Here is a 26,412-nt window from a genome sequence, read left to right on the forward strand (position 1 = left end):
CAAATTGAAATTGAGCAACTCAAGCACAAGCTATATCTGGCGGAAATGGAGAATGCACTGCTAAAAAAATTGGACGAGATCGAGAGGAGAGAGGCCTGGAAGAAGTGAGGCAGCGTCGTACTTATAAAGCCATTCAGGAGTGCCATGAAAATCAGGGGTACCCCATTGAGGTGGCGTGTAAACTGCTCCATGTCGCTCGTTCTGCCTATCATAAATGGGCTTCTGGAAAGTTGAGCCGCAGAGCTACGGAGAACGAGAAACTGGCGGATAAGATCGAGAAAATCTACTCCGAGAGCCCAGACAAAGGCTATCGGAGGCTGAACGATGACTTGCGCCACGACTACGGCATCCACGTCAACGACAAGAGAGTGCTGCGCATTTGCCGGGCCAGAGATATTCGCTCTACCGTGAAGTACAGCAATCACGGCTGTACCAGACGGGCCAAGAACCCTCAGTATCTAGCTGAAAACCTGTTGGATCGCCAATTCTATGCAGAAAAGCCGAATGAAAAATGGCTGACCGATGTGACCGAGTTTAAGTGGTATGAGGGAACTGAAGTACACAAGGTCTATCTCAGCGCTATTCTGGATCTCTATGACCGGCGCATTGTGGCCTTTGTGCTGGGGGATCGCAATGACAATCCTCTTGTATTCAAGACCTTTGACAAGGCTGTGAAGGCCAATCCTGGTGCTCACCCCTTGTTCCATAGCGACAGAGGGTTTCAGTATACCAACCGAACCTTCCACCACAAGCTTGTGCAGGCAGGAATGACACAAAGTATGTCCCGTGTGGCCCACTGCATTGACAATGGCCCCATGGAAGGGTTCTGGGGCATCTTAAAGCGGGAGCGTTACTACGGCAGACGATTTACCAGTAAGAAAGAACTTGTCCTGATGATTCAACACTATATCCACTACTACAACACCAGGAGAGTACAGCGCAACTTGGGCGTGCTGACGCCGATGGAGAAGCACGAGCTGTATCTCGCTGCATAAAAAGCGGCCAGCAGCACATAGGCTACTGGCCGGGAAAACTTTATATTTTTTCACTGTCCTCTTGACGGGGAGCAGTTCAGACCCACCGGGCAAAATAGCAAGTAATATGAAGTTTATTTACATGGTATAGTTCATACTCATGGCCGAACCTCTCCGTCGAATAGAACGGGCTTTTTTTGAGCGGCTAGCCCTTGTCAGATCAGGTGGGGATAGTATCCGGCGCAGCATGGCGGCATCCTCCTTCTATGCCGCCGTGGAAGCTGTCAGGGCAAAGAAAAACGGCGGCTCGAATTGAACCGCCGTGAAGAAAGTGCTTTTGCGCGCAGAAAGCCATCTGCCCCGCGGCGGTTTTTTCTTTTCTGCCGCCGGGCAGATCATAGAGGATATAAAAACAGAGCCGATAACCTACGAGGTTTTCCCTCAGTGTTATCGGCTCTGCGTCTTAGCGTCTGGCTCTTGGATGATGGATAAATTCAGTTGTCTTACTGCAATCAAGGTTTCATGTTTGCACTTGGGGCAATACAACGGAAAGTTTTCCAGGACTGTGTCATCGCGGATTTTCAATCGTGTTTTGCTGCCGCAGACAGGACACAGAATCCATTCATGATGTTCCATAATGATTCACCTGCTTTCTACTGCAACAATAATAGAAAGCATGCCAATCGGAATATACATAAAAAGCAAGCTTAATCTTTGCCACAGTCCTTCTAATGCTATTACTGTGCCTTGATACACAGACTTGTCAGCTATGACAAATAGTGTAAAAAATGCGATTGCCAAAAAAAAGCAAAGTACAGATGATGTACCTGCAAGCCTGTTTGAAATTTTGAAAAAATACCATCCGATAAACACTGGAGCAAGTGTCAGCAACAGGAAACCAATGACTGAACCGAATCCGTGTATTTTGGCGGAAAGGGTATCAAGGCTTTTGCTTTCTCCCACAGGAAAAATACCTGACAGCAAGCAACCACCTAGGGCGTATGCAGAAGTTACTAAGCAAAGCAGAGTAGACAGCCACGGGGACACTTTCACAACAGCGAAATGAAGTTGGTAAGAACCAATCAACAACGAAATCCCCAGCAAAATGAGCCAAGCGTTATAAAACATATGAAGTGGTGCTTTCTGATTTCCTAATACGCTCATTACCTGTGTAAGATGGTTGTAACCTTTATAAGTAGGAGCCAGCAGAAATGGAAGTACTAAATCGACAACCAGCAGAGCCGGTAAAATACTTGTAAAGTTATATTTCATCGTCGAGGCCTCTCTTAAAATGGCCTAAGCCCTTTAATATTTTTACAGCAACTTCCTGCATAACATCAGCTTTGACTACAGCAATTCCCTGATCTTCATCTCCTAAAACAAGCAAAGTGTCGCCCGGGTTGATATCAAATATTTCACGCGCTTCTTTAGGAATAACGATTTGACCACGTTCTCCTACTTTGACAGTTCCAAAAATATGTTTTCCTTTTGGCATTGACATTTGTTTTCACCCCAAATCATACTTTTCACATCTACATGAAAAGTATATATTTAGTTGTGTGAAATGTCAACTATATTAAAAAAGAGCCGGTATCCACAACACTTAATCTGCGGGCTATCGGCTCTGCGTCTTAGCGTCTGGCTCTTGCACGATGGATAGATTTAGTTGTCGAACTGCGATTAAAGTTTCGTGTTTACATTTGGGGCAAAACAATGGGAAATTTTCAAGAATGGTATCGCTGCGGATTCTTAATCGTGTTTTACTGCCGCAGACAGGACATAATACCCACTCAATATGACTCATATCCTTATTGCCCGCAGCAAGTAACCCGATATTCCTTGATATGACCGGGGTAAGAATGTACTTTGTCCATAAGCGGTCCTCTTGCTCCCATTGTAAATGCGATGTCACTGCTTTTAATCGACATGAGAATATCCCCACAGGAAAGATTCAAATATCGCATCGTGTTTTCGGGCAGCCTCACAACACCGTTTTGAGAAATATGCAGCCAAGTATAGCCTCGTCCTTTATAGCGAACGAATTCTCCTTCATCAATCGTGTACTGTGACAATGCGGGACAATCATCTAATATATGCTTCAATTTTGATTGCCCAAGTAATTGTTTGCTGGTCACGCAAAATCCGCCCGTGATTTTGCTCCCCGTGAAAATAATAATGCGTCCTTCTTTTTGAACAGGATATTGTTCAAGAGTCTCTGCCGGAAAAAGTATTTCTCGCCTATTGCTGATGGCGGAAAGTCCAAATACATATTTTCCACCCTTATTTAGTTGCGGCATTTTACTCCCCCTTGTATTTTGATTTTATCTGTGGTACAGTTATAATATAATATTGTAGTACTCTATATATAGAGTACTACAACTTAAAACTAAAGTCAAGGGGTATGCGTTATGCTCTCGAAATCTGCTACTATGTTATTGGGTCTGATCAATCAAAGACCGCTTAATCCATATGAAATTATCAAGCAGCTACAAATCATGAATGTTCATCGTTGGTACAACATCGCCAATTCGACAGTCTACGCTACACTAAAAGTCTTAGAGAAGAAAGAATATATTTATGGCAGCATTGAAAAGGCTGGAAATATGCCCGACAAGACGATTTACTCGCTTACAGACAAAGGGAAACAAGAATTTGTGGCAACATTACAGCAATCAATTTTGTCCTTCGACTATGATACCAACATTTTCTCGATTGCCGCATTTTTTATTGATGCGTTAGATGATCCGCAAAGTCTGCTTTCACAGCGTTTGAAAATATTAAATAGCTATCTTGAGGGAATTGAGCAGCAGATAACAGGCATAAAAGACGACATACCTTCCATTGCAAAGGCTAATATTGAACGAACTAAATATATTGTTGAAGCAGAAATTGCAGGTACTGAGAGTTTGATTCATGCAATATTATAATGACCAACTGTTGAAAGCTGTTCGGTATCTGATAAATTAAGTGCACAACCCAAAAGCATGAATTATAAAATGTAGATATATAGCATATAGCAACATTCCACGGGCAAAGTATGAAATATACAATGTAAGTGGGTGATGCTATATGGCGAACATTGAAGATTGCCCCGGTTTTGAAACTTTCGGTGCCGATGTAAAAGCCGCACGGAACGCAAAGCATCTGTCGCGCAGGGCATTGGCGGAAATCATCGACATCGACTCCCGGTATCTCGCAAATATCGAGAACGAAGGTACGATTCCCGCTCTGCCGGTCATCATACAGCTTATCAAAGTGTGCGGACTTCCCGTGGAACGATACTTTAATCCAGAGGTCATGCGGGAGGAAAGCGCACAGCGGCAGCGTGTCAGCCACAAGCTGAAGCTTTGCCCGGAGCACTATTTACCAGTCATTGAGGGCGCAATCGATGGAGCGTTGAAAATTAAACAATCAACGAAAGAAACGGGGGATGTGTGAAAGCATCCTCTGTTTTCGTTTCTCCAGGGCGGCTCTGCCGCCCTTTTCTTTTTGAAAAATCCGGGATTTTGCGGGCAGATAAAGGTGTTTCCGGCATTGTATTTACGGGGGAAGGAGCGTAGAGCAAGCACAGCAAGTGTGGCCACACTTGCGAATTTTGCTTTAGGGAACCCCTTCCCCCTAAACACAAAATTGCTTGTTGGGATACTCCCAAACCCTTTTGCAGAAAGGACGATGTCGCCCTATGGCAAATCGCAGACGCCCCATCATCCTGCGCTGCCCGGTAACAGTGGAAGAACGCACCTTGATTGAGCAGAAAATGGCCCAGCTCCAGACAAAGCGGATCGGCGCCTACCTGCGGAAGATGGCGATTGACGGATATATCATCCAGGTGGACACCAGGGACATTAAGGAGATGAACAAACTTCTGTCCGCCATTGGCCGGAACATCAATCAGATCGCCAAGCGGGTCAACGCCGGAGGCCCCACCTATCAGGCCGATATGGAGAAAATCCGGGAAAGGCTGGATCAGATATGGCAGTTACAAAGACGCATCCTATTAAGTCAACGCTGAAAGCGGCGATTGACTATATCTGCAATCCTGACAAGACGGACGGGAAACTGCTAGTGTCCTCCTTTGGCTGCGCCGCCGAGACCGCCGACATTGAATTTGAATGGACACGCCGTCATGCCATCGACAAGGGTACGCACTTGGGCCGCCACCTGATCCAAGCCTTTGAGCCTGGGGAGGTCTCCGCCGAGGAAGCCCATGAGATCGGGATGCAGTTGGCAAAAGAAATATTGGGTGGCAAGTACGAGTTTGTACTTACCACCCATATTGACAAGGGACATATTCACAACCATCTGATTTTTAATGCGGTCAGTTTCACCGACCACAAGCACTACCATTCCAACAAGCGCAGCTATCACGAGATACGCCGGGCCAGCGACCGGCTGTGCAAAGAACACGGCTTGTCCGTCATCGTCCCCGGCCAGAATAAGGGCAAGAGCTACATTGAGCATCAGGCCGCACAGAACGGCACCAGCTACAAGGCAAAGCTGAAAGCCTCCATCGACCGGCTGATCCCCGCGTCCTCCAGCCTGGAAGATTTGCTTGCCCGGTTGCAGCGAGAAGGATACGAGATCAAGCGGGGAAAGCATATCTCCGTCAGGGCGCCAGACCAGGATCGGTTCACCCGGCTCAAAACCCTGGGCGCCGATTACACGGAAGAAGCCATTGCCTCCCGAATCGTCAGAGGCCTCCGACCATCCAGAGTGCCCAAGCAGCGCAGCGGAAAGGTCAGTCTGCTCATTGACATTCAGAACAATATCAAGGCCCAGCAGAGCGCCGGATACCAGCGGTGGGCAACTATTGAGAATCTGAAACGAGCGGCTGCCACCATGAACTTTCTTACTGAACACGGCATCGGCAGTTATGAGGAATTGGTGGAACGGTGCGATGCCGTTTCTGCCGCCTCCATCCGCACCAGGGAGGGCCTGCGGGATGTGGAACAGCAGATTACCGACCTTGCCCTCCTGGGAAAGCAGATCGACACCTACCGCAAACTGAAACCCGTCTATGACCGCTACAAGGCATCAAAGGATAAGGAAAAATTTCTCCGTGGCTTTGAGAGCGAGATCATCTTATTCGAGGCGGCAGCCAGAGAGATCAAGAAAGCCGGACTCACCAAACTTCCTTCAGCCGAAAAACTGAAAGCGGAACTGGATGGACTCTCCTCCCGCAAGACTGCCCTGCAAGCGGAACTTCGGAAAATACAGCAGGAAGAAAAGGAGTATGATACCATACAGCAAAACTTGAATATCTTACTCTCGAAGACACCGATAAGCAGGGACAAAGAAATATGTTACTAAACCAGGCAAGTAACTTTAATCCATCCATTTGATTTATCAGGGATAAAGTAATTAAATAAATTTTATATTATTTATATTCAGGGATATATAGACGATAATACTCTCTTGCTGCAAATTGATCTGTCATTCCGGCAATATGATCACAAATTGTCCGAATAAAGCGTGGATCCTTTTGAATCTTCTCAACATCTAAAGTTGCACGATTAAATTCGATTCCGCTTCGGTTACAGTACTTTTCGAGGACATAGTCTGGCAATTGCTTGGGATGAGTAAAAAAAGCTTTAAAAAGTTGTTTAATTAAATACTCGGATTTAGAATCTGAAATGCTGATTTGCTCAGAACATATTACACGATTAACTATCATGTCATTATATATACGTTTACGCGCACGTTCAACATCAGGCGATAGCATAACACATTTTTCTTTGATACAATTGTCTAGGGTCGAATAATTAGGTGAATATGCATCTATATATTTTTCAATTTGCTTGGTTGATTCAATACACGCATCCTTAATAAAAAAGCCGACCATATTCTTAATAATAAGTGATCGAGTATCATACGCAGGAGTTTTAGTGTTCTCGTTAAGAGAAATCCCACTTTCGCTGATAACCTTTTGCACAAATGGGTCATTACTGAGAGCATCAAAGGAGATAATCTTACTACGCACGCCATCTTCTATATCATGCGTACATTGTGCAATTTCATCCGCTAATGCAACTACTTGCCCTTCCAATGTGAAGGAGGGGGCGTCCAAACGCATATTGTCAAAGTTACCTTCTGGAAAAACAATGGGAACTCCGCTTTTTTGGGTTGAGGTATGCTTCAGAATTCCTTCACGAACTGCAAGGGTTAGGTTCAGTCCAGCGTAAGAAGAGCAACGGCTTTCTAATTCATCAACTACGCGTAAGGACTGTAAATTATGTTTGAATCCTTGACTAATTTGAGTTTCCTTTGAAACTGCGCCATTCATCAAAATTTCATGTAAAGTTCTTTCACCTATGTGTCCAAAAGGTGTATGTCCCAAATCATGTCCTAATGCAATGGCTTCTATTAATTCATCATTTAAGCATAATGCCTTTCCAATAGAACGTGCAATTTGGCTAACCTCAAGAGTGTGTGTTAAGCGATTGCGGTAATGATCTCCCATATTAGCATTAAAAATCTGGGTTTTGTGCATCATACGCCGAAAAGCTCTTGAATGCATAATTCTGTCCCGATCTCTTTGGAAACAATCTCTCTTACATATGCCGCTTTCTGGATCCTCTGTATATCTCCGATAATTTAAGAAATTACTATCGTTGGGAGCTCCTTTTATCATCTATATTTCCTCCTCATGTAAATATCAGAAATGAAATTTATGATAAACATACCCTTCTTTGTATGATCTGTATTGCTGGTGGCAACTACACCCTAAAGGGCATTGGCGAATTTCTAAACATACCCATGGTGCATATTTCTCTATTAAGAACTGTAGATGACAATATGCATTTTCAAAATAACTCGTATTGTCTATCATAGGATTATCTATAATTATCTTTTCCAAATAATCAAAAGGAAGTGCCTCTGTTTGATGTCGCAGCGTTATATGTTGAGTAAAGTCGCCCTTAGTATATCCAAAGTATAATTCTTCTTCAGATGAAAAGTATCGTCTATTTTCTGGAGTATTTGGGAACCAGCGAATTGGATTATCTTTTGTAATTTGTATTGTTCCTTCAGGCAATGTTTCTAGCACATCAGTAGAATAAACAAACACAATGGGACCATAATGATTTATTTTTCCAATTCTTTCATGTATATCAACAGAATCGAAGAAAATATCATAATAAACATCTAGCAGCTTATCGGTAGCATCAGTTTCTTGGGGGGTCTGATAAAGGCCAAAATCTTCAACTGCCCCTCGGGAGAGCAATCCTCCATTTTCCAAAAATGTACAAGCGGTAGCCATGGAATTGGCATGATATAAATGGGCGACTTCTTTTTCCAATAGAATTCGCTGAATATCTTTATTCGTCATATCCAAAAATCACTTCCCAAAATGCAACACATTTTGTTTATTATAGCAGAAATTTTTGGTGTATGGAAGTGCATGTAATGAGTGTTTATTAAGAATCTTTGCCTATTTGATGTAAAACACTCAGGTGTGAAAACCTTCTTTTATGGGTCGATAAATAAAAAATGGGAGCGTCACCACCAGACCACTTTAATCTGATGATGGCGCTCCCTTTGTCTAAAGGTGAAAATCCAGCGGTTTCCCTATGCAGAAACACCTTACCGCCCCACATGGAAAATCATACTGCCCCTACACGGAAAAGCTGACACAGGCGATTTCTTCGGCCATTTAGAACCCTAATTCCTGCACTTTTGGGAGCGGCGGGAAAGATAGTGCGGGCAGGACACTACTACCGCCCTGAAACTCTGCTTACAGGGATGGATACAACCCTTGCAGAGTTTGTTATACCGGCGCCTGCCGTTCTCGCCCAGGAAGAATGACCATTCCAGACGCCATTTCTTGCTCCGGCTCATAAGTCGCCCAGCTCCGGGGGCTTCTTCTGCGGGGCAGGCTTGTCCGGGCCTTTCCGTTCCGCGCACTCCCGTTTTGCGTCCTCCAGCCGATCCCGGATAGAGGGCTTTTTCTCCGGCGTGGTCCTGCGCACCTCGGCCTTGGCTTTCTCCAATTCTTCCCCACGGCGGCCGTTGTTGATGATCCCGTCGATCATGCCGTAGTCATCCTCCAGGGTCATTTCCGCCGTGCGCAGCGGGTTTTCCGGCTCCACGGGGACGGACACGATCTGCCCATTGATGCTGGCGAACAGCTCCGGCCGCTTGAATTGCTCGGTGTACTTCTGGATCATGTCCAGGGGCAGGGACGCGAAACTCTCCGGCCCCAGGCCCACCACCAGGAAGGTGCCCGCCACAATGTCGTAAATCTCGCCATGCTCGTCCCGGAGGGAACGGTTCAGGTCCAGACCGATGAGCTTGCCTTCATCATTCAGCACCAACCCCACCGGATCGTCAAAGGGATAGGAGGCGGCAATATCGCCGCCCACCTCCGCTTGCAGCGCATGGAGACCAGGATCGATCTCCTTCACATAGGGTTCCTTCATAGGCTCCACCACCAGGACGGTCAACTTCTCCGGCGCGGTATGTTCGGGGGCGTCTCCGCTGGGGATGGCAAAGGCGCGGCTACCGTTGGCCATGATGAGATATTTCCCATCTTCCGACTCGTGGTGGAAACCGTATCCGGCCGCCTCCATCTGTTCTCGGCTCATATCCGTCACATGGAAGGTGCCTCTGGGGGTCCGCACCGTTTCGCCGGTCTCACGGTCGTCCGGGGTGGGCGCCGCTTGCTGACCGTACAACTCCGCCTCATACTCCCGGTTTGCCTGTTCCGCAAAGGCCAGCATCTCATCCACATGGGACTGATCCGGGTTTTCGATGGCCTCCCGAATCACCTGCGGGTCCACATCCAAATATGCCTCGTAGCCCACAGCCTCCTTGAACTTCTCCAGCTCGGAGGGAAGGTAGTCCTCTGGGGTCTGGCCCAACGCTTTCAGCTTTTCTTCCAGAGGGGCAATGCGGCAATCGGAAAGTTTCTCGTAGATTTCTTCCTTTGCCGCGTGTTCCTCCGGGTGCTCGGCGGCATACTGCGGGTCGTGCTGCCGGAAAAACTCGTCCATATCGTAGGCAAGGTCCATGGCCCATTCCGAAATTTCTTCTTCGGGGATGTCGTCCTGGAAGGTCATCACCCGGTATTCCTCCGGGATGCTGCCGCGCTCGCCATCGTAATACTCATGGAAGCTGTCCCCGGTGTCCCGCACATAGCCCAGGTCGGTGAACTGGCCGCTTTCCTCCAGGGCGATGTCCCGCCCATAGGCCTCATAGTCGATGTAGTTGCGCAGATGCTCCGGTACCTGCATGGCGTCCAGTTCCTCGATGTAATACCGTCCCAGATCGTCGTAGTCGTGGATGTCGGGGTAAACATCGTAGCAGTCCAGGTTCTCCGTCAGGTTGATAAGCTCCTGGATGCTGCCCGTGTGATCGCCGATCTCCATAGCCGCCTGGAACCGCTCATATTCGTCCTGACTCATGTCATCCAGCTTGGAGGCCAGATAGTTCAGTTCGTCCAGGTTGGCATACTCGCCCAACAGGTCATAGAGGCCGTCCACATAGCAGTCGTAGTCCGTGATGAACCATTCCTCATAGGTCTGCCCGAAGTCGTCCTTCGCACCGATCCCGATACGCTCAAAGACCTTTTTCAGTTCCTCCGCCGTGGTGGGGAACTTCACCCATTCGCCCACAAGGGCACCCTCGTTATATTTGCCCAGGTTGGTGATGAAAGCGGCAAAGGGATAATCTTTGTCATAGTCATAATGGGGCATAACGACACCTCCTTACAGTTCCGGCGCAGACTTTTCCCGATGGGGCTGCGCCTTGCTCTGGTTGGCACATTCCTTCCGGCTCTGCTCCAGCCGCTCCTTGATGGAGGGCTTTTTCTCCGTCTGCCTCTCTCTGGGGTGCTCATGTTCCCACTCGTCGCCGGAAAGGGTGAGATACCCTTTACTGGTGAAGCACCCCTGTTCCTCCTGCATGGCATGATCGCCAAAGGGAACGGGATCAATGGCGTCCAGCAGCTCCGGGGGCAGAAGGACGTCCAAATGCTGCGCCAGATAGCGCCAGCCCACATCCTCCACCTTGCAGATGTTGGACTCCAGGACAAAATACTCGGTGTTGGCGGGAAACTCTCGGAACTGCTCCCAAGTGGTCAGGCGGAAGGGAGACTCCTGCACAGCGGCCAGAAGATCCCTATCCTCCGGGGAGAGGGAGGACAGAGCTCGGAGCGTTGCCTCCAGCTCCGCAGGTTCCCTCTCCTGGGGGAGCATTGCTTTCAGATCGTTCAGCGAAATATCCAATTTACTTTTTGCCATTCACACCTTCCTTTCGCTTGGGAAACTCCAGTTTGAAGCGGACATACTTTTCGTCGGTATCGTCCAGGATCACCACGGCGTCATAGGTGGAACCTTTCTTCTCCGACCACATCCCCTTGACGGAAGTACGGCCTTTTTTCAGAAGGTCGGCCGCCATCTTCCGGGTCATTTCCTTGCGGCGTCTGGTCCAGAAACGGTCATTCTTCCACATGACAAACTGACAGGCACGGTCCGAACAGGCGAAGTTCTTCTTGCCCTCATAAACCGGCTTGCCGCAGCGGGGGCAGAGACCCACCGTCTCCTTCTCCGGCTGGAACAGCTTTTGCCCATCCTCGGAAATGTGGGAGTATTTCCGCACCAGCTCCGCCGCCATTGCCTCGATCCCGTCCATGAAGTCCTCCGGTGACGTCTGGCTCTTTGCCACCTCGTTCAACCGCTGCTCCCAATCCGCCGTGAGCTTGGGGGAGGTCAGCAACTCCGGCAGCACCGTGACCAGGTTGACGCCCGCTTTTGTGGGGATCAGGTTCTTGCCCTTGCGCTCCACGAATCCGCCGGACACCAGCTTTTCAATGATGGCCGCCCTTGTCGCCGGGGTGCCCAGGCCGCGCCGTTCCGCGTCCTCTGGGATGTCCTCCTTGCCTGCGTTCTCCATTGCTGCCAGAAGGGAATCTTCCGTATAGGGGCGCGGTGGCGAAGTGAAGTGCTCGGTGACAGAGGCGGTGACCGGCTCAAAGACCTGCCCCTCGGTCAAGGCCGGAAGGACGCCTTCGGCATCTTCATCCTCCGGCTTCTCCTTCAGGGAGGAACGAAACACCTCCTGGATGGCCCGCCAGCCCTGGGAAAGCACCTGCTTTCCCTTTGCCGTAAAGGTATGTCCGCCGCAATCGAAGGTGGCCGTGACTGCCTCGTACACGAAAGGCTCCGCCGCCGCACACAGCAGTTTGCAGCAGACCAGCAGAAGGATATTGCGCTCGCCCACAGGCAGCGCAGGCACATCCGCCTTTTCCAGTTCCAGGGTGGGAATCAGGGCGTGGTGGTCGGATACCTCCTTGTCGTTCACCAGAGCCAAAACATCGGGGAAAAACTCCGGGCAGGCGTCGAAGGGCGCCACTCGTACCGCCAGATGCAGGACCACGGAGGCGGTCTCCGCCATGTCAACCGTCAGATACCGGCTGTCCGTGCGGGGATAGGTCAGCAGCTTCTTTTCATAGAGCGATTGGGCGTAGTCCAGGGTTTGCTTGGCCGTGTAGCCGAACACCCGGTTTGCCTCCCGCTGCAAGGTGGTCAGGTCGTACAGCTTGGGCGGCTTTTCCGTCTTTTTCTCCCGCACCACGGATACACAGGTTGCTTTTTTACCATCGCAGGCATCCTGGATGGTCTGAGCATCCTCCATAGCTGTGAATTTTTCAGAAACCGCCTCGGCTCCCTCCAGCGCCAGCCGCACATGATGGTATTTCTCTTTACGGAACAGGACGATCTTGTTGTCCCGGTCTGCCAGCATGGCAAGGGTGGGTGTCTGTACCCGCCCCACGTTCAGAGTGCGATGGTAGAGGACGGAGAACAGGCGGCTTGCATTGATACCAATGAGCCAGTCCGCCTTTTGGCGGCAAAGCGCCGACTGATACAACGGGTCATAGTCCCCGCCGGGGCGCAGATCGGCAAGGCCCTCCCGGATCGCCGCGTCCTCCAGCGAAGAAATCCAGAGGCGGGAGAAGGGCTTTTTGCATCCGGCGGCTTCATAGACCAGCCGGAAGATCAATTCACCTTCGCGCCCTGCGTCGCAGGCGTTGACCAGCTCCGACACATCGGGGCGTTCCATCAGGGAACGGAGAATGTGGAACTGGGCAGCCTTTTCCTCGGACACCACATAGCGGAAGGGGTTGGGCAGGATGGGAAGATCCTCATACCGCCATTTCTTGTAGCGGTCATCATAGGCGGCTGCGTCCGCCAGCCCCACCAGATGCCCGATGCACCAGGAAATCCGCCAGCCGCCGCCTTCAAAATAGCCATCGGCCCTGGATGTGACACCCAGGGCCGACGCGATGCTCTTTGCTACACTCGGTTTTTCACAGATCACCAATTTGCTCAATTCTGGTCCTCCTGTTCTTCCTGTTCAGGAACATCCTCGTTTTCGTATTCCTCGTCCTCGAACTCATAGTCGTCCGGGTCGGCGCTGACCTTTGCGCCCTGCTTGGGCTTGATGAACTTGATGTAGGCGAAGGCTCCGCCGCCGCCCAGAGCCGCCAGCAGCAGGATCAGCACCAGGGCGCCGCCGCTGCCGGACTCTTTCTCCGGCTCCGGTTCGGACTCCGGCTCCACCTCCGGCGCTTTCCCGGCGCACTCGCTCATATTCACCGCACAGACCGGACAGGCGGTATTCACCGCACCGGCCTGGCACTTCTCGGCGCAGGTACAAGCAGCGGGCTTTTCCTCTGTCTGTCCATCTTCCATCAGCGCCATCAGGTCGGCTTCATCCACCTGGTTCAAGAAGTGAACGGCGGTCTCCTTGTCCTCGTTGGACCGGTCGATCAGGATGTAAAAATAGTTGCCCGCTTTCGCGGTCACGGTGATAAGCTGCTTGTCGCCGTAATAGTCGTCCACCAGCGTGGCGTTGCCCTCCGGGGTCAGGGGCTGGCCATCCGGCTCCATGCCCCCGGTGGCGGGTTCCTCGGTGGGTTCCGGCGTCGTCTCGGCGGGCTCCCCGGTGTAATAGTCGCCATCCCCGCCGCCCGCAAAGGCGGTGACGGAGAAAGCGGTCATGCACAGTACAACCGCCAGCATCGCCGTAAACAGCCGGATCACTTTCTTATTCTTCATGGTCACTGTCCTCCATATCCTCGTCGTCAGGGTCCGGCGTCGCCTCCGCCTCCATCATCCCGTCGGGCAGGGTGATCAGGCCGCTGGCGTAGGCCTTCAGGAAGGCGGTCAGCTCCTTGTTGTCCATGCGCACCGCCTTGACCATGCGGACGATCTCCAGGTTTTCTTCCTCGGTGAGCTGCGCCTCCAGCTCCCGAAGTCGCTTCTGCTGGGCGGAGATCTTCTCCTTCGTCTTTTCGATGTCTTTGCGAATCTTCTCAACCGTTGCCATGTGTGCAAAACTCCTTTCCAAATCGTTCTCTCCAGGAATAGTTCCGCCCCAGGCCCTTGACCGTTTTCAGGTTTTTCCGGGCGTTGTCCTCCAGCGCCAGGGCGCGGCGAAACAAATCGGGATGCTGCTCCCGCAGGGCGGTGATCTCGTCGGGTTTCATGCTGGGGCAGAAAAAACAGGACGATTTTCCCGGCTGGGGCAGCCCTGCCGCCTCGATCTGCCGGATGCAATCGTCCCGCATCCATCCCCATTCCATCAGGGGATACCACTTGCTGTATTTTCGGTCGGCCAGGTCTCCCAGCAGGACCTTGTCGCTGCGGTAGCCCTCGCCTGCGTCGTAGCCGATGAACTTGACCACCCGTTTGCCCGCCGCCCACGCCTTTTGACACGGCGGGTAATGGTTGCAGAACTTTTCCTGCGGCCCGATCTTGTGTTTTAGGGAACACCGCTTGAAGCCGTAGGCGATGGACGGAAGGCTGCAACTTTGCAGACATTCATCCTCCAGCGTCAGCCGTTTCCCGTCACGGGTGGTCTTATACACTCTGGTAATGGGAGGCATCCCGTGGTCCTTCAGCCAGCGGTCCATCACATCCAGATAGGCGTAGGTGTGGGGATGCTCTGCCCCCGTATCCGCAAAGAGAATCAGGTCCACCGGGATACGGTGCTGGTGCAGCCCGATCAAAAGGGCGGTGCTGTTGGCGCCGCCCCCATAGGAAACCATATTGATGTTTCATCACCTCCATCAGTTGTACGGCGGCCTGCCGTATGCGTAGAAATGGGATTGCCAGTAACTTGTGTTCAAGTTGGAATACTGGATGGGGTCGCCGCAATGCAGCATCATCCCGTCGCCCACATAGATGCCTACATGAGATACGCCGGTTGTATCGTAGGTCCCCACGAAGAACACCAGATCGCCGGGCTGGGGGTCGGATACCGGGGTGGAAATGTTGTAGAGCCCCTGAGCGCCCAGCCGCCCGGTATTGCACAGGCCGCTGTTGGTCAACACATAGCTGACGAAGCCGCTGCAATCAAAAGAGGTGCTGGGGCTGCTGCCGCCCCACACATAGGGATAGCCCAGATATTTTTCCGCCTCGGTGATAAGGGTGTTGAACCGTTCGTCCGTCAGGTATTCAGCGGGAATCTCCCAGGCGGTGGGCGGGTTTTCAATGTACTTGTTCACATACCCGGAGGACGGGAACAGATCGGGGCGGTTGCCCAGGGTGGACATATAGGTGGCGTACAAGGAAAGCTGATCCTCGCCCATCATATAGACCGGCACATGGGAGAGGTCGAAGTTCTCCAATGTCACGGTACAGATATACCAGGTGTACGGAACTTCCACCTCATACTCATTGCCCTCGCTGTCCGTCCGTGTCTCCGTCCGATACCGGGTCTCCGTGGTCACGGTTTCGGTGAGGATGTATTGCTTGTCAAAGAGGGTTTGAAGGTCACCCTGTACCTGGTCGATGGTGAACACCCCATCATGGAGAGCCGACAGAATGGAAACCAGCACATAGGGGTCATGTTCGATCTCGTCCAGGTCGAAGTGATACTCGTCATAGTCGTGGGTGGTCTCGTAGGTATCCAGGTACTCCCGCAATTCATCCTCTTTGGCGCAGTAGGCTTCTTCCGCTGCCAGCATATCGGAATCCTCGGAGAGATAGGAAGATGCCATGATATTAGACACCCCGCCGCCGAACATGGAGGAACAGGATTGCAGGGAGCCCAGCAGCATCACCAGCAGAAGGCCGATGCCGCCCACGATCAGCGCTCCCTTCCAATGCCGTTTCAGGAAAAGGGCGGTGCGCTTGGACTCCTGGGCGGTTTTCTTGGCCGCCTTTGCCGTGGCCTCTGCTGTTTTCCCGGCTTGGGCGGTCTTGCCCGCCGCCCGGTATGCCGCCGCATATTGCTTTTGCAGCTTTCGTTTCTGCCACAGGCGGGAGATGGGATTGGATACAAGTTGGGGGTTCTCCGCCACGGCTTTCCGATAGTAGAAATCCGCATTGGCCTTGACCGCCGACTGCTCCGCCTTTGCCGCGTCTCGCCAGGGTTTCAGCTTGCGTTCCGCCCGCCAGTTCTGGACACGGCGGTTTCCATAGCCCACAGCCTTCTCAAAGCTGCGTTCCCCCAGGTGGCCCGACTGGACGCCGGAATTTTCCTGCTCCACCTCCCGGACCTTGCCGTGGATGGCGGCGCCCGCCTCCTGGATGGGGCGGGACAGCGGATTGGTATGCTGGGGGGATGGCGGTTTGGACGGAACAGCAGCCTTTGCCGCGCCCAGCCGGTCCGCCGCCTTATCCGACTTGCGAATGACCCCTTGCAGCTCCGGCGCCGCCCGGTCTGCCTCGGAAAACTGCAATCGGGAGGATGGGCGGCTTGCCGCCGCCTCGCCCTCCCGGTAGGTTCTGCGCTGTTTCCGGCGCTTTTTCTTGGCTGCTGCCTGTTCCCAGTGCAGTTCCGCACGGTCCACCGCTTTCCCGGCGGTGCCCGCCGCGTCGTCGGATGCGGAATGGTCCTGCTCCGGCGCGCGGTCAGAGGGATAGGTGGTCTCGCCCGTGACCAGATTGACGGATACCGCCCCGTCACGGGTCATCTTCTGCGCCTCCTTTTCAGGGGCTTTCCATTCTTTCAGGGTGCGTCACCTCCTGTTCCATAGGGGCAGATATTGACACACGCCCCGGTTTCGATCATGGCGATGTACTGGAAAATGGGATAGGCCTGGGGCGGGCAGACCGCGTTCCCCAGGGTTTTCAGCCGCAGCGCCCGGTTGTCGGTGTCCTCAGTCATACGGGGGACTCCTTCGGGCTCGGCACGCCATAGGATGCGTCCGTCCATTTCGGGGGGAATCCCATGAGCCATTCCACCCAGTCCGGGTTCAGCGCCGCTTTCTCGGAAAGGGGCTGCTCCTGCCGGATCACCTGAGCCGACAGGTTGGAGGTCGGGGATTTGTCCCGGAAGGCCGCCGGTTTCAGGGTGGAACGGTAGCCCTCCGACGCCGCCGGGGTCAGATAGAACACCGCCGCCGACAGGGACAGGCTCCAAATCGTCCCGTCCTTGTTCCGTTTGCGGAATATCCCGTTGTCCGACAGGTACACATCCAGGTTGGCAGCGTCCCGCCCCGTGGATTTGTCGGAGGCAAGGGGTGTGGGAAACATCAGCCGCGACGATAAAAGTTCGCTGGCGCTCATGCCATGCGCCGACGCCGCAAGCCGGAAATACGAATGGGAGAACAGCGTATCCCGCTTTTGCCAGGTCAAAAATCGTTTTGTCGAGCCCCATATTGATGAAGCCAGCAACATTTTCCCCAAGCACCCAACGGGGCCGCAGTTCGGCAATAACGCGGCACATTTCCGGCCACAGGTAGCGTTCATCCTCAAAACCCCGCCGCTTTCCTGCGGTGGAGAAGGGCTGGCACGGGAATCCGCCGGAGAGGATGGTGATGGTTTCAAGTCCTGTTTTCTCAAAAAACGCCTCCTTCGTGAATGTGGTGATGTCCCGAAACTTCGGCACATCCGGCCAATGCTTTTGCAGGATGGAATAGGGATAGTCCGCCCATTCGCATTGACAGACCGTTTCAAAGCCCGCCGCCTCCGCCGCCAGGTCCAGCCCGCCGATGCCGGAAAAGAGGCTGACATGGGTGAGGCGGTCAGGCATGAGGCTGATCCTCGTCGTCCTCGCAGTCCACATAGAAGGCGTCTAGTTCGCACAGCTCCAGGGCCTTCAGCCGGGCGAGGTCGGCCTTGTCGCCAAATACCAAGTAGCGGCCGGGGATGCTCCAGCGGTCAAACATCTGGTCGACGATCTCGCCGTACCGCTGGGCGGTGTCGATCAGGTTCTCCATGTCCCGCCGGTCCTTGATCTTCCCGGCAAGGAAGGCAAGCTGGTGGAGTAGCCCGTAGAGATGCACTTCCTCGTCGATGTGGGCTTCGTAGGTCTTTTCCTCGATGACATACAACTTTTCCTGTTCCATATCGTGCTCCTTTCTGAATTTTGGGCATAAGAAAACCCGCCTCGGTTGAGGCAGGTTAGTAAATCCCTTACTGTTTTTTGAACAAACTCTTTAGATCGATACCAATTCCGTTAAAATTGGGTTCGAGGATTATAGAATCTTTCAAATTGCGCCAAAATGATTTTTTAATGCCACTATCAAAGCATCTCTCCGAAAGATCCCGGTCAAGAACAATATCATTCTCAACGCATGGTAAATATATAGACTCTTGATTGTATTCCTCTGCCACACCTTTGACGATAAAAGAAAAACTGCCGCGGCTTGAAAGAAGTGTCATTTGAACCGCTTGGATTTTCTTTTGAGCATCCCAGTAAATGTTATATCTAAAATGTTTCTTCTCTTCGATGTTTGGAGAGGATTTATCAAAAGGATCGACAATATGTAAGTCAGTCAATCTAAATCCAAAAGGAAGAATAAAACTGTACTCTCCACAACCGCCATACCTTGAGGTTTCGACTGGAACATACATATGTTCAAACTGGAAACTAATACAGCTATTTTGTTGTTGCTCGAAATTCTTGATCTTGCAAGAGGTGGTGATTAATTGGCACTTATCAGAGTTATATACTCTGAGCAAACCAATATCCTGATCTGTATTGCCTTTAACATCAGAGTCAATATCGTCAATTCTATCAACGACTACACGATTCCACTTATTGGTAGGAATGAATCTATATGTTTTAAGTATTCCCTGCTTTTCTAGAAAGTCGGTCAAAACAATACTCAAATTCATGACATCCACCTCCTGCTATGTATGGATTATATCACTCTCCTCTTGGTTTGTCATGTTCCACCTCGCTGGGCTTGGTGGTGAGCAGTTTATAAAGTTCAGTATCCTTCGGGAAGTCATCCGCAAAGGGCAGGGTGACATTGTTGAAGAACAGCAGCCCGTGGCCCGGCTCGGAGTTGGTCACATAGGCAAGCTGCTCCGACGAAATGTTCAGCCGCTCCGCCAGTATCTTCCGGTCGCCCGCCGCCTGGTTGAGCATATAGATGAAGTCGCTGTTTTCCAGAATGTTTTCGATCTCCGGGGAGGAAAGCAGGTCTTTGGGGTTCTGGGTCACCCCGGTGGGGATGCCGCCCCACTTTCTGAATCGCTTCCAAATCTCGGCGCTGTATGCCGCGGTCTGTTCCTCCTTCAGCAGTAGGTGGAACTCGTCCACGAAATACCAGGTAGACCGTCCAATGGCACGGTTGATGGTGACGGTGTTCCACACCGCATCCTGAACAATGAGCATCCCCGGCTTTTTCAGGTTCTTGCCCAGGCCCTTGATGTCAAAGCAGACCAGGCGGTTGGAGATGTCCACGGTGGTGCGGTGGTTGAAGAAGTTCAGCGAACCGTTCACATACAGATCCAGCGCCTGGGCCACCCGGTCAGCCTCCGGGATGTGCTGGGACAGCAGGGCGTTCATCAGGTCGCCCAAAATCGGCATATTCTCTGGCTGTGGGTCGGAAAAGTAGGGCTGATAAATCATCTGCACAGCCCGGTCGATGACCGTTTTCTCGATGGCCTCCAGCCCCGTCTTGCTGCCCATGATAAGCTCACAGAAGGACAGTACAAAGTCGGATTTCAGCGCCAGCGGGTTTTCTTCCTCGGAATAGTTGAGGTTGATGTCCAGCGGGTTCACATAGTCGGTGCTGGACGGGGACAACCGGATCACCTGGCCGCCCAGCCGCTTCACCAGGGGCGAATACTCGTCCTCCGGGTCGCAGATGATGACATTGTCCTGGGTCATCAGCATGATAAAGGTGATTTCCCGTTTGCAGCTCATGGATTTACCGCTGCCGGGCGTGCCGAACACAAGGCCGTTGGGACAGCGAGATTGCTTGCGGTCCAGCAGGATCATGTTGTTGGAGAGAGCGTTGAGGCCGTAGTACATGGCGTCGCCGCCCATGAACACCTCCTGGGTGACGAAGGGGACAAACACCGCCAGGGCCGATGTGGTCAGGCTCCGTTCAATCTTGATGCGGTTGAGCCCCAGGGGAAGGCTGCTCATAAGCCCGTCCTCCTGCTGGAAGTCCAGCCGGGTCAGAAGGCAGTTGTAGGTCTGGGCAACGCTGGCCGCCTGGGATACGGCGATCTCCAGCTTTTGTCGGGTTTCCGCCGTGTGCAGCACCAGGAAGGTCATGTTGAACATTCTCTCGTTGCGGGATTGCAGGTCGGTGAGAAGGTCCTTCGCCGCGCCGCCATAAGTAGACAAGTCGCTGGGGAGTATGTCCATATCGTAGCCGCTGCGCACCGCCCGCTTTTGCTCCTGTATCTTCATGGCGTCCAGGTCGGTGATCTTCCGCTTGACCATTTTGATGGCCTCGTTCTGGTTGATGCCCCGGATGTGCATGGTCACCATGATATTCCCGTCCGCCTCCATGAAGTCGGTGAGGATACGGTCGTGCATCTCCGGCGCCAGGATTTGCAGGAAGGACACCGCCCCGTACCGCCTGCCGATGCGGAAGGTACGGGTCTCCCCGAAGTGGAAGGAGGACGGAGAGATGAAGTCCTTCACCGAAAGGCCGCTGGCCGGGAGCCAATCCCATTCAAAGGCGAACTGCCCACCCTCCGGGTGGAGAATGTTGTAAAGCAGCTCCAGCCGTTCCTTTCCGTCCAGCACATGAGCCGCCGCCCCCATGACCTTGAAGCGGTTGAGGGTGTCGGTCTCAATGCGGGCAAACCGGGCCCTCGCTGCGGGAAGGTTCTCCGCCTCGATGGTCAGGGTCACATACTTGGTTTTCACATAGCCGTTGTTGCCTCGCCGGTACTGCATCCGCAGGATGTCCACCGCCTCGTCCCGGATGGGGTCCAGGTTATTGCCCTGCCGGGTGATACCGAACATTTCATCGGCGGCGCTGCCTCCGCTGCGGCTGTCCAAAGAGACCTGGACGCCGATGGAGGGATCGTAGCCGTTGTAGAAATCGCAGAGGCTTTCAAAGATGCTCCGCTGGTCCTCCGGCCCTGCCAGGCGGTAATTTACATCCTCAAAGGCGATGGTCTTGGAGAAGGCGCCGCCCTCCAGCCTGCACAGGCCGTCGGGAAACATATTCTGAAACGGGATGCTGTCCTGCACGGTGTGGGCTTTTCCGTTGCCCTTTGCCTGCCGGATCACCGCCTCGATCTGCTTGCGCTCGGCACGGGTGAGCTTACGCTTTGCCGGTCTTTCTGCCTTTTCTCGCAATCCGCTTTACCTCCTGTTCCAGTTGGGATTGCCGCACCAGGGCGGAATAGAGATTGTTGGTCTGGTAGATGCGCACCTTCGGGCTAATGAATTTGTTCTGAATCAGATGGCCCAGGAACACCTCCAGCGGTTGTCCGTTCTTCTCATACATGGCGAACAGGAAAAAGGGCAGCATCACCAGGATCATGCACAGCGCCGCCGTGGTGGTTCCCAGACTCGCCTTTGCCAAAAAGAAAAGCGGCACGCCTACCAGCGCCGCCGCTCCGAAACAAATTACTTGTCGTTTGGTCAGCCCGAACAGGACCTTGCTCTGTATCCGGCTCAGGTCCTTCGGGATCGTTACATAAGCCAATATTTCACACCTCCTTTAGTGGGCACCAAACAGAGATTTTGCAAGGCTGCCGGTCTTGAACAGGGTGTAGCACAGCAGGACCGTATAGCCCATGCAGCCCAAGATGGCCGCGGATATGTTGTCGCCGGATGTGGAAATGCCCTCCACCAGCACCGCATAGATGCCCACACAAATCATAATGAGAAAAGCCTGGAAGCCCAGAGCCAGCAGGGAGCGAAGATAGTTCTGCCCCGTGGAGCCCCACTCCCGGTTGACCATCGTGGCAAAGGGAATCGGCCCTATTGAGGTGACCAAATACACCTCAATCATTCTGCCGTAGATCACCAGGAAGATACAGATGGAAAGTATCTGCGTACACAGCCCCACGAACACGCTCTGGAACCACAGCCCCAGCAGGGCGCCCACGCTCCAGTCGGCAAGCTGGGTCTCCAGATCGCCAACCACGCCGGAAATGTCGATGCCCGCGTCCGAGATGATGACCCCCGCCGACTGGCTGACCACATTCTGCGCCACATCGAACACCGCCATAACAATGTTCCATGTGTTCGTGACGATCAGCACCGCGCAAAAAGTTTTGAAAATCCACTTGAAGAAAATCCAGGTGTCAAAGTCGTGGAGGTTGTTCTTCTCGATAATGAGCTGGATCAGCTCGTAGCACATGACGAAGGTGAGGATGATGCCCGCGATGGGGACGATCACCGTTTCCGAGAGGTTGCGGATCATGTTGAAGATACTGCTGTTCCAGGCGGCGGGCGTCATGCCGACCTCCCCGGCGATCTCGCCCACCTTTGTGTTCAGGGTATCAAACATCCCGGTCAGGTTTGAAATGATACCGTCAATGAGCAGTTCCTTGAACCACTCCTGGATCATATCCAATATCAAGGGAGATCACCTCCTTTGCGGGGGCTCTCGCTGTGAAGCGAAAGCCCCCGCCGGGTTTAGAGCAACATCAGGTGGTGGACAGCAGACCGGACAGCAGGGGGATCAGGGTGATGCCGATGAGGGCAACACCGCCGCCCGCCATGAGCTGTTTCATACCCAAATAGGTGTAGGAAACCGGCTCGATGGCGGGCGGCGGCGTGTCAAAAAATATCTATGGAGTTTTTTAAGAACCGCCCCGGCGGGGCAGGTCAGGCTGTGACCTGCTCCACTTCCGGGATGGGTTTGAGATTAAAATGAATTTCGATAGAAATGTGTCTTGTCTTATCGCTGTCTATGCTCTCATGGACAACGATTTCTTTAATCAGGCGGTTAAGGGTGGCAGCGTCCAGTTCCGTGATGTCGGCGTATTCCTGAATGGCTTCCACCCATTGGCGGGCGTCACACGCAAGCCGGATTTCATCGGCCAGCTTTTTCCGGCCTTCCTCAACCCTTGCCTTCAACTCGGCCTGTTCCGCCTGCGTCTTTTCCATCAGCAGATTGAAGTTCGCTTCGCTGATACGTCCGGCAACCATGTCCTCATACAGCCGCAGCACCATCTTTTCCAGAACGTCAATCCGTTCCTCGTCTTTGGTAAGGGAACGCTCCAATGCTTCCCGCTGGCCTTTCTGCTCTGCTTCGCAGGTATCGGTCAGCTTCCCGGCAACGGCTTCCCCGTCCATCAGGGCGGCTCTGGCGCACTCCCGGATTTTGTTCAGTACAAGGCTGTAAAGGGTGTCGTACTCAACCCGGTGCTGGGTACAGTGCTGTTTCCCGTAGGCGTTGTAGGTCTTACAGGAATAAATCTGCTTCGGGTGCTTGTCGTTGGTGTAGCGGATCGTCAGCGACTTCCCGCACTCGCCGCACTTGATAAGCCCCGCAAACAGGCTGATTTCCCCGGTCTGGCGGGGGCGCTGCCGGGATTTCAGCTTGCGCTGCACGATGTCAAAGGTCTTGCGGTCAACAAGCGGCTCATGCTGGTTCTCCACCACAATCCAGTCCTCCGGCTTCTTCTCCCCGATGGTGCCGATTTTGAAGCGGTATTCCTTCTTCTGGGAAGCGATAGCGCCGGTGTAGACGGGGTTCATCAGGATGTCCTTAATCACGGAGAAATCCCACATATACCGCCCGTTTACCGGGTCTTTCTTTTCCCATTTGGTTGACACGTTCCGCAGCCCCCGTACCCGGTTCCAGTAGGTCGGGCAGGGGATTTTTTCTTCTTCCAGCCTGCGCCGGATGTAGTTGGGGCCGTGTCCTTCCAGCGCCCACGCAAACAGACGCCGGACAATGGGAGCCGTTTCCTCGTCAATCAGCAGGTGGTTTTTGTCCTCCGGGTCTTTCTGGTAGCCGAAGGGGGCAAGGCAGCCGGTAAACTGGCCTTTCTGCGCTTTCAGCAGATAAGAGGAATGAACCTTCTTGGAAATATCCTTGCTGTACATCTCGTTGAGGATGTTCTTGAACGGCGCAATGTCGTTGTTGTCCCGCATGGTGTCGATACCGTCATTCATGGCGATATACCGGACGCCGTGGCGGGGGAAGAAATCTTCAATCAGGAAGCCGGTCTGCAAGTAATTCCTACCCAGTCTGGATAGGTCTTTCGTGACCACAAGGTTTATCTGCCTGCGCTCGATGGCTTTCAACATCCGTTTCAGGTCGGGGCGCTCCATGTTCAGCCCCGTGTAGCCATCGTCCTGATAGACTGCAACAACCTCCCATCCCTGCTTTTCGCAGTAGTTTTCCAGCATATCCCGCTGGTTTGCAATGCTGGCGCTCTCCCCGTCAAGGTCATCGTCCTTGGAAAGCCTGCAATAAATAGCCGCCCGGAAGCTGCCCGCCAGTATTGCGTCCATGCCTGTATATTCCATTCCGTTCATCATAACCGTTTACCCGCACAATCCAGACGGAACACGGTCATGCTGAACCTTGTCTTTATTATACTCTAAATCTTGCTTTTTCGCAAGATATTCTTTATCATTTCTCTGGCTGTATTTCTGTGCAATCAGGCTCACGAAAACGTCCGTAGCGTCCAGTTCGCCGTCAAATACCGTTGTGACATGGATTTCAGTTTTGTTTTTTGCCATAGGCAGTTACCTCCATAAATGAAATAAGCCAGACAGGAGAGGGTCGGCAACGAAGTCCGGCAACGGGCTTCAAAAAACCTCGAAAACAATCTCTGTCTGGCGGGTTACTGTTTATTTACTTTTTCTTTTATTTTTCTGTTGCTTTGGTTGTCAGAGGGGAGAAAAGCCCGCAGTTACGGGCTTTTTCCCGGCAACCGGCTCGGCAACGGGATAGCAACGGGGTCGGCAACCGGCTGTGATTTTCCCGGATTTTTCAGAAGGGAAGTTCCATCTGCTCGGTCACTTCCACAAATCCGTCCGGCGTTTTTTCACGCCCGTTGTCAGCGCCCGTTGCCAATCCAAAAGCGTCAGCCGCTTTTGGATTTGATTCCCGTTCCCAGCCCTTTTGCCTGCCGTATCCTTCAAATATCCGGGGATTGGAGAAATACTTCCATCCCGTGATACAGTGGTTCATGATGTCGTTGACTTCCCGGATTTCCCATTGTTTCGGCTCGTCAAAGGGGTGGTTTAGGGCTTCATTGAAAAGCTGCTTGGAGCAAACGGCGCTGCCGGTGTAGCGGTCAAGGTATGCCTGTATCATCCCGGCCTTGGTGTCCTCCGGCATGAAATCCCGCTGGTGTTCTTTGAGGTACTGTATCATTTCGGGGGTAAAAGACAGCTTGAAATCGCCGCTTTTGTAGGTTGTCATGGCTTCCGCCCATACCTGTTCGATATAGGCTCTGGAAGCGGCTTCATCGTCCAAAATGTGTACCTCGGCCTGTCCGGGGTAGACCATGACCGGCAGGAAGCGCCGGTTCCCGGAACGGTCAAGGGGCAGGAAGTCCAGCGCATTGGAAGTCCCGCCGAACACGCACTGCCGCAGCCTGTCCTCCGGGTGGGTTTCGTAGGGGATTTTATAGACCTCCTTCTGGCGGCTTAAAAATGACTTGATTTCCTCTATGCTCTTGGCGTTGGCGGTGGCAATCATCTCCGACATTTCAATTATCCAGTGGCCTTGTAACTTGCGGTACACGTTATCATCGTCCAGCTTCCGCAAATCATCGGAAAACCACTCGTCTTTTACGGCCAGCAGCCGGAAGAAGGTGGATTTCCCGGCTCCCTGACCGCCAACCAGACAGAGCATGACCTCAAACTTACAGCCGGGGCAGAAAGCCCGGTGGATGGCTCCCAGCAGGAACAGCCGCAGGGAATGGTAAGTGAAGTTGTCCGTGTCGGCTCCCAGAAAGTGCCGCAGGCAGTAGCGGATACGCTCTTTCCCGTCCCAGACAAGGCCGTTCAGGTAGTCCCGGATGGGGTGGTAGCTGTTGGCGTCTGCGGCCAGATCGGCGGCGTCTGCTATCTTTTTCTCGCTGGTCAGGCCGTAGGTATCTTCCAGATACAGCCGGATATATTTCATATCTGTGTCGGTCATGGCCTTGCTGCCGGTTCTGCGTTTCCTGCCGATGGGCTTTAGAAGGTCAATGCGCTCGGTCAGGAGATTTTTCGCAACCGCCCCGGAAAGGACGGGGTCATACTGGAACACGGTCAGGCAGTTGTGGATACTGTTCCGCACGCCGCCTTTCTCGGTGCCCTCCAGCATGGC

The 26,412-nt window shown here is 52.7% G+C and carries 29 protein-coding genes and 2 pseudogenes; 5 read left to right on the plus strand and 26 right to left on the minus strand.

The genetic code is table 11. From position 1 onward, the window contains the following. Positions 1-104: 104 nt before the first annotated feature. Positions 105-995 carry an IS3 family transposase gene (locus tag H9X86_RS06125; protein WP_207752610.1) on the plus strand — a complete coding sequence of 297 codons (891 nt, stop codon included), beginning with the start codon at positions 105-107 and terminating at the stop codon, positions 993-995. Between the two features lie 426 nt (positions 996-1,421). Here H9X86_RS06125 and H9X86_RS06130 read toward each other — a convergent pair whose 3' ends face one another. From H9X86_RS06130 to H9X86_RS06150, 5 genes are all read right to left on the minus strand, one after another. Beyond that, a complete protein-coding gene (locus tag H9X86_RS06130) occupies positions 1,422-1,610 on the minus strand; it encodes a cysteine-rich KTR domain-containing protein (RefSeq protein ID WP_204900686.1) in 189 nt (62 codons plus the stop codon). A gap of 6 nt (positions 1,611-1,616) precedes the next feature. Beyond that, positions 1,617-2,246, minus strand: coding sequence for a DUF998 domain-containing protein (locus tag H9X86_RS06135; RefSeq protein ID WP_204900687.1), 630 nt, complete (start codon positions 2,244-2,246; stop codon positions 1,617-1,619). After that, entirely contained in the window at positions 2,236-2,475 is a 240-nt protein-coding gene (locus H9X86_RS06140; protein ID WP_204900688.1) for an AbrB/MazE/SpoVT family DNA-binding domain-containing protein, read from the minus strand. The genes H9X86_RS06135 and H9X86_RS06140 overlap by 11 nt, the downstream gene beginning before the upstream one ends. A 114-nt stretch (positions 2,476-2,589) precedes the next feature. After that, positions 2,590-2,778 (minus strand): cysteine-rich KTR domain-containing protein, encoded by a 189-nt coding sequence (locus H9X86_RS06145; protein ID WP_097800015.1) that lies wholly within the window; start codon positions 2,776-2,778, stop codon positions 2,590-2,592. A 4-nt stretch (positions 2,779-2,782) separates the two neighbouring features. Beyond that, positions 2,783-3,271 (minus strand): hypothetical protein, encoded by a 489-nt coding sequence (locus tag H9X86_RS06150; RefSeq protein WP_097800014.1) that lies wholly within the window; start codon positions 3,269-3,271, stop codon positions 2,783-2,785. A 111-nt stretch (positions 3,272-3,382) separates the two neighbouring features. On the opposite strand from H9X86_RS06150, the gene H9X86_RS06155 reads away from it, so the two are divergent. From H9X86_RS06155 to H9X86_RS06170, 4 genes are all read left to right on the plus strand, one after another. Next, positions 3,383-3,901, plus strand: a complete 519-nt coding sequence (locus tag H9X86_RS06155) for a PadR family transcriptional regulator (protein ID WP_204900689.1) — start codon at positions 3,383-3,385, stop codon at positions 3,899-3,901. A 142-nt stretch (positions 3,902-4,043) separates the two neighbouring features. Further along, positions 4,044-4,412: a helix-turn-helix transcriptional regulator gene (locus H9X86_RS06160; RefSeq protein WP_204705805.1), complete on the plus strand. Its 369-nt coding sequence runs from the start codon at positions 4,044-4,046 to the stop codon at positions 4,410-4,412. A gap of 244 nt (positions 4,413-4,656) precedes the next feature. Next, a complete protein-coding gene (locus tag H9X86_RS06165; protein ID WP_204900690.1) occupies positions 4,657-4,986 on the plus strand; it encodes a plasmid mobilization protein in 330 nt (109 codons plus the stop codon). Continuing rightward, positions 4,947-6,284 carry a relaxase/mobilization nuclease domain-containing protein gene (locus H9X86_RS06170; protein WP_204900691.1) on the plus strand — a complete coding sequence of 446 codons (1,338 nt, stop codon included), beginning with the start codon at positions 4,947-4,949 and terminating at the stop codon, positions 6,282-6,284. The genes H9X86_RS06165 and H9X86_RS06170 overlap by 40 nt, the downstream gene beginning before the upstream one ends. Positions 6,285-6,351: 67 nt before the next feature. Here H9X86_RS06170 and dgt read toward each other — a convergent pair whose 3' ends face one another. The 21 genes and pseudogenes from dgt to H9X86_RS06265 form a co-directional block, all read right to left on the minus strand. Next, positions 6,352-7,605, minus strand: coding sequence for a dGTP triphosphohydrolase (gene dgt, locus H9X86_RS06175; protein WP_204900692.1), 1,254 nt, complete (start codon positions 7,603-7,605; stop codon positions 6,352-6,354). A gap of 24 nt (positions 7,606-7,629) precedes the next feature. Continuing rightward, on the minus strand, positions 7,630-8,301 hold the full coding sequence (locus H9X86_RS06180; protein WP_204900693.1) for a hypothetical protein: 672 nt from the start codon (positions 8,299-8,301) through the stop codon (positions 7,630-7,632). Positions 8,302-8,806: 505 nt separating this feature from the next. Beyond that, a complete protein-coding gene (locus H9X86_RS06185; protein ID WP_204900694.1) occupies positions 8,807-10,666 on the minus strand; it encodes an antirestriction protein ArdA in 1,860 nt (619 codons plus the stop codon). A gap of 12 nt (positions 10,667-10,678) precedes the next feature. Beyond that, positions 10,679-11,212 (minus strand): hypothetical protein, encoded by a 534-nt coding sequence (locus H9X86_RS06190; RefSeq protein ID WP_243416864.1) that lies wholly within the window; start codon positions 11,210-11,212, stop codon positions 10,679-10,681. Then, positions 11,199-13,301, minus strand: coding sequence for a DNA topoisomerase 3 (locus tag H9X86_RS06195; protein ID WP_204900695.1), 2,103 nt, complete (start codon positions 13,299-13,301; stop codon positions 11,199-11,201). Before H9X86_RS06195 ends, H9X86_RS06190 begins: the two co-directional genes overlap by 14 nt. After that, on the minus strand, positions 13,298-14,029 hold the full coding sequence (locus H9X86_RS06200; protein ID WP_204900696.1) for a DUF4366 domain-containing protein: 732 nt from the start codon (positions 14,027-14,029) through the stop codon (positions 13,298-13,300). Before H9X86_RS06200 ends, H9X86_RS06195 begins: the two co-directional genes overlap by 4 nt. Then, positions 14,019-14,300 carry a DUF4315 family protein gene (locus tag H9X86_RS06205; protein WP_204900697.1) on the minus strand — a complete coding sequence of 94 codons (282 nt, stop codon included), beginning with the start codon at positions 14,298-14,300 and terminating at the stop codon, positions 14,019-14,021. The genes H9X86_RS06200 and H9X86_RS06205 overlap by 11 nt, the downstream gene beginning before the upstream one ends. After that, positions 14,287-15,027, minus strand: coding sequence for a phosphoadenosine phosphosulfate reductase family protein (locus tag H9X86_RS06210; protein WP_204900724.1), 741 nt, complete (start codon positions 15,025-15,027; stop codon positions 14,287-14,289). The genes H9X86_RS06205 and H9X86_RS06210 overlap by 14 nt, the downstream gene beginning before the upstream one ends. A 15-nt stretch (positions 15,028-15,042) precedes the next feature. After that, on the minus strand, positions 15,043-16,932 hold the full coding sequence (locus tag H9X86_RS06215; protein WP_430736095.1) for a C40 family peptidase: 1,890 nt from the start codon (positions 16,930-16,932) through the stop codon (positions 15,043-15,045). Next, on the minus strand, positions 16,929-17,087 hold the full coding sequence (locus H9X86_RS13000) for a hypothetical protein (protein WP_243423658.1): 159 nt from the start codon (positions 17,085-17,087) through the stop codon (positions 16,929-16,931). The genes H9X86_RS06215 and H9X86_RS13000 overlap by 4 nt, the downstream gene beginning before the upstream one ends. Then, positions 17,084-17,488, minus strand: a complete 405-nt coding sequence (locus tag H9X86_RS13005) for a hypothetical protein (RefSeq protein ID WP_430736096.1) — start codon at positions 17,486-17,488, stop codon at positions 17,084-17,086. Before H9X86_RS13005 ends, H9X86_RS13000 begins: the two co-directional genes overlap by 4 nt. A 16-nt stretch (positions 17,489-17,504) precedes the next feature. Next, positions 17,505-17,987 (minus strand): annotated as a pseudogene (locus tag H9X86_RS13010) (DNA cytosine methyltransferase); the annotation flags it as partial. After that, entirely contained in the window at positions 17,947-18,270 is a 324-nt protein-coding gene (locus H9X86_RS06225) for a hypothetical protein (RefSeq protein ID WP_204900700.1), read from the minus strand. The gene H9X86_RS06225 and the pseudogene H9X86_RS13010, both read right to left, overlap by 41 nt. Positions 18,271-18,337: 67 nt before the next feature. Next, positions 18,338-19,042, minus strand: coding sequence for a hypothetical protein (locus H9X86_RS06230; protein ID WP_204900701.1), 705 nt, complete (start codon positions 19,040-19,042; stop codon positions 18,338-18,340). Positions 19,043-19,073: 31 nt separating this feature from the next. Next, positions 19,074-21,479 (minus strand): VirB4-like conjugal transfer ATPase, CD1110 family, encoded by a 2,406-nt coding sequence (locus tag H9X86_RS06235; protein WP_204900702.1) that lies wholly within the window; start codon positions 21,477-21,479, stop codon positions 19,074-19,076. Further along, the gene (locus H9X86_RS06240) at positions 21,445-21,831 is read right to left on the minus strand and encodes a PrgI family protein (RefSeq protein ID WP_204900703.1); all 387 of its coding nucleotides are present in this window, start codon (positions 21,829-21,831) and stop codon (positions 21,445-21,447) included. Before H9X86_RS06240 ends, H9X86_RS06235 begins: the two co-directional genes overlap by 35 nt. A gap of 15 nt (positions 21,832-21,846) precedes the next feature. Then, complete coding sequence (locus H9X86_RS06245) at positions 21,847-22,701, minus strand: VirB6/TrbL-like conjugal transfer protein, CD1112 family (RefSeq protein ID WP_204900725.1); 855 nt, start codon at positions 22,699-22,701, stop codon at positions 21,847-21,849. A gap of 79 nt (positions 22,702-22,780) precedes the next feature. Beyond that, a pseudogene (locus H9X86_RS06250) lies at positions 22,781-22,870 on the minus strand (Maff2 family mobile element protein); the annotation flags it as partial. Positions 22,871-22,961: 91 nt separating this feature from the next. Next, positions 22,962-24,626 (minus strand): recombinase family protein, encoded by a 1,665-nt coding sequence (locus H9X86_RS06255; protein WP_204900704.1) that lies wholly within the window; start codon positions 24,624-24,626, stop codon positions 22,962-22,964. A 6-nt stretch (positions 24,627-24,632) separates the two neighbouring features. Then, entirely contained in the window at positions 24,633-24,830 is a 198-nt protein-coding gene (locus tag H9X86_RS06260; RefSeq protein ID WP_015514788.1) for a hypothetical protein, read from the minus strand. Between the two features lie 253 nt (positions 24,831-25,083). Then, a complete protein-coding gene (locus H9X86_RS06265; RefSeq protein ID WP_204900726.1) occupies positions 25,084-26,409 on the minus strand; it encodes a virulence-associated E family protein in 1,326 nt (441 codons plus the stop codon). Positions 26,410-26,412: the final 3 nt, after the last annotated feature.

It is taken from the genome of Pseudoflavonifractor capillosus (assembly GCF_016902575.1).
GTDB lineage: Bacteria > Bacillota > Clostridia > Oscillospirales > Oscillospiraceae > Enterenecus > Enterenecus capillosus_A.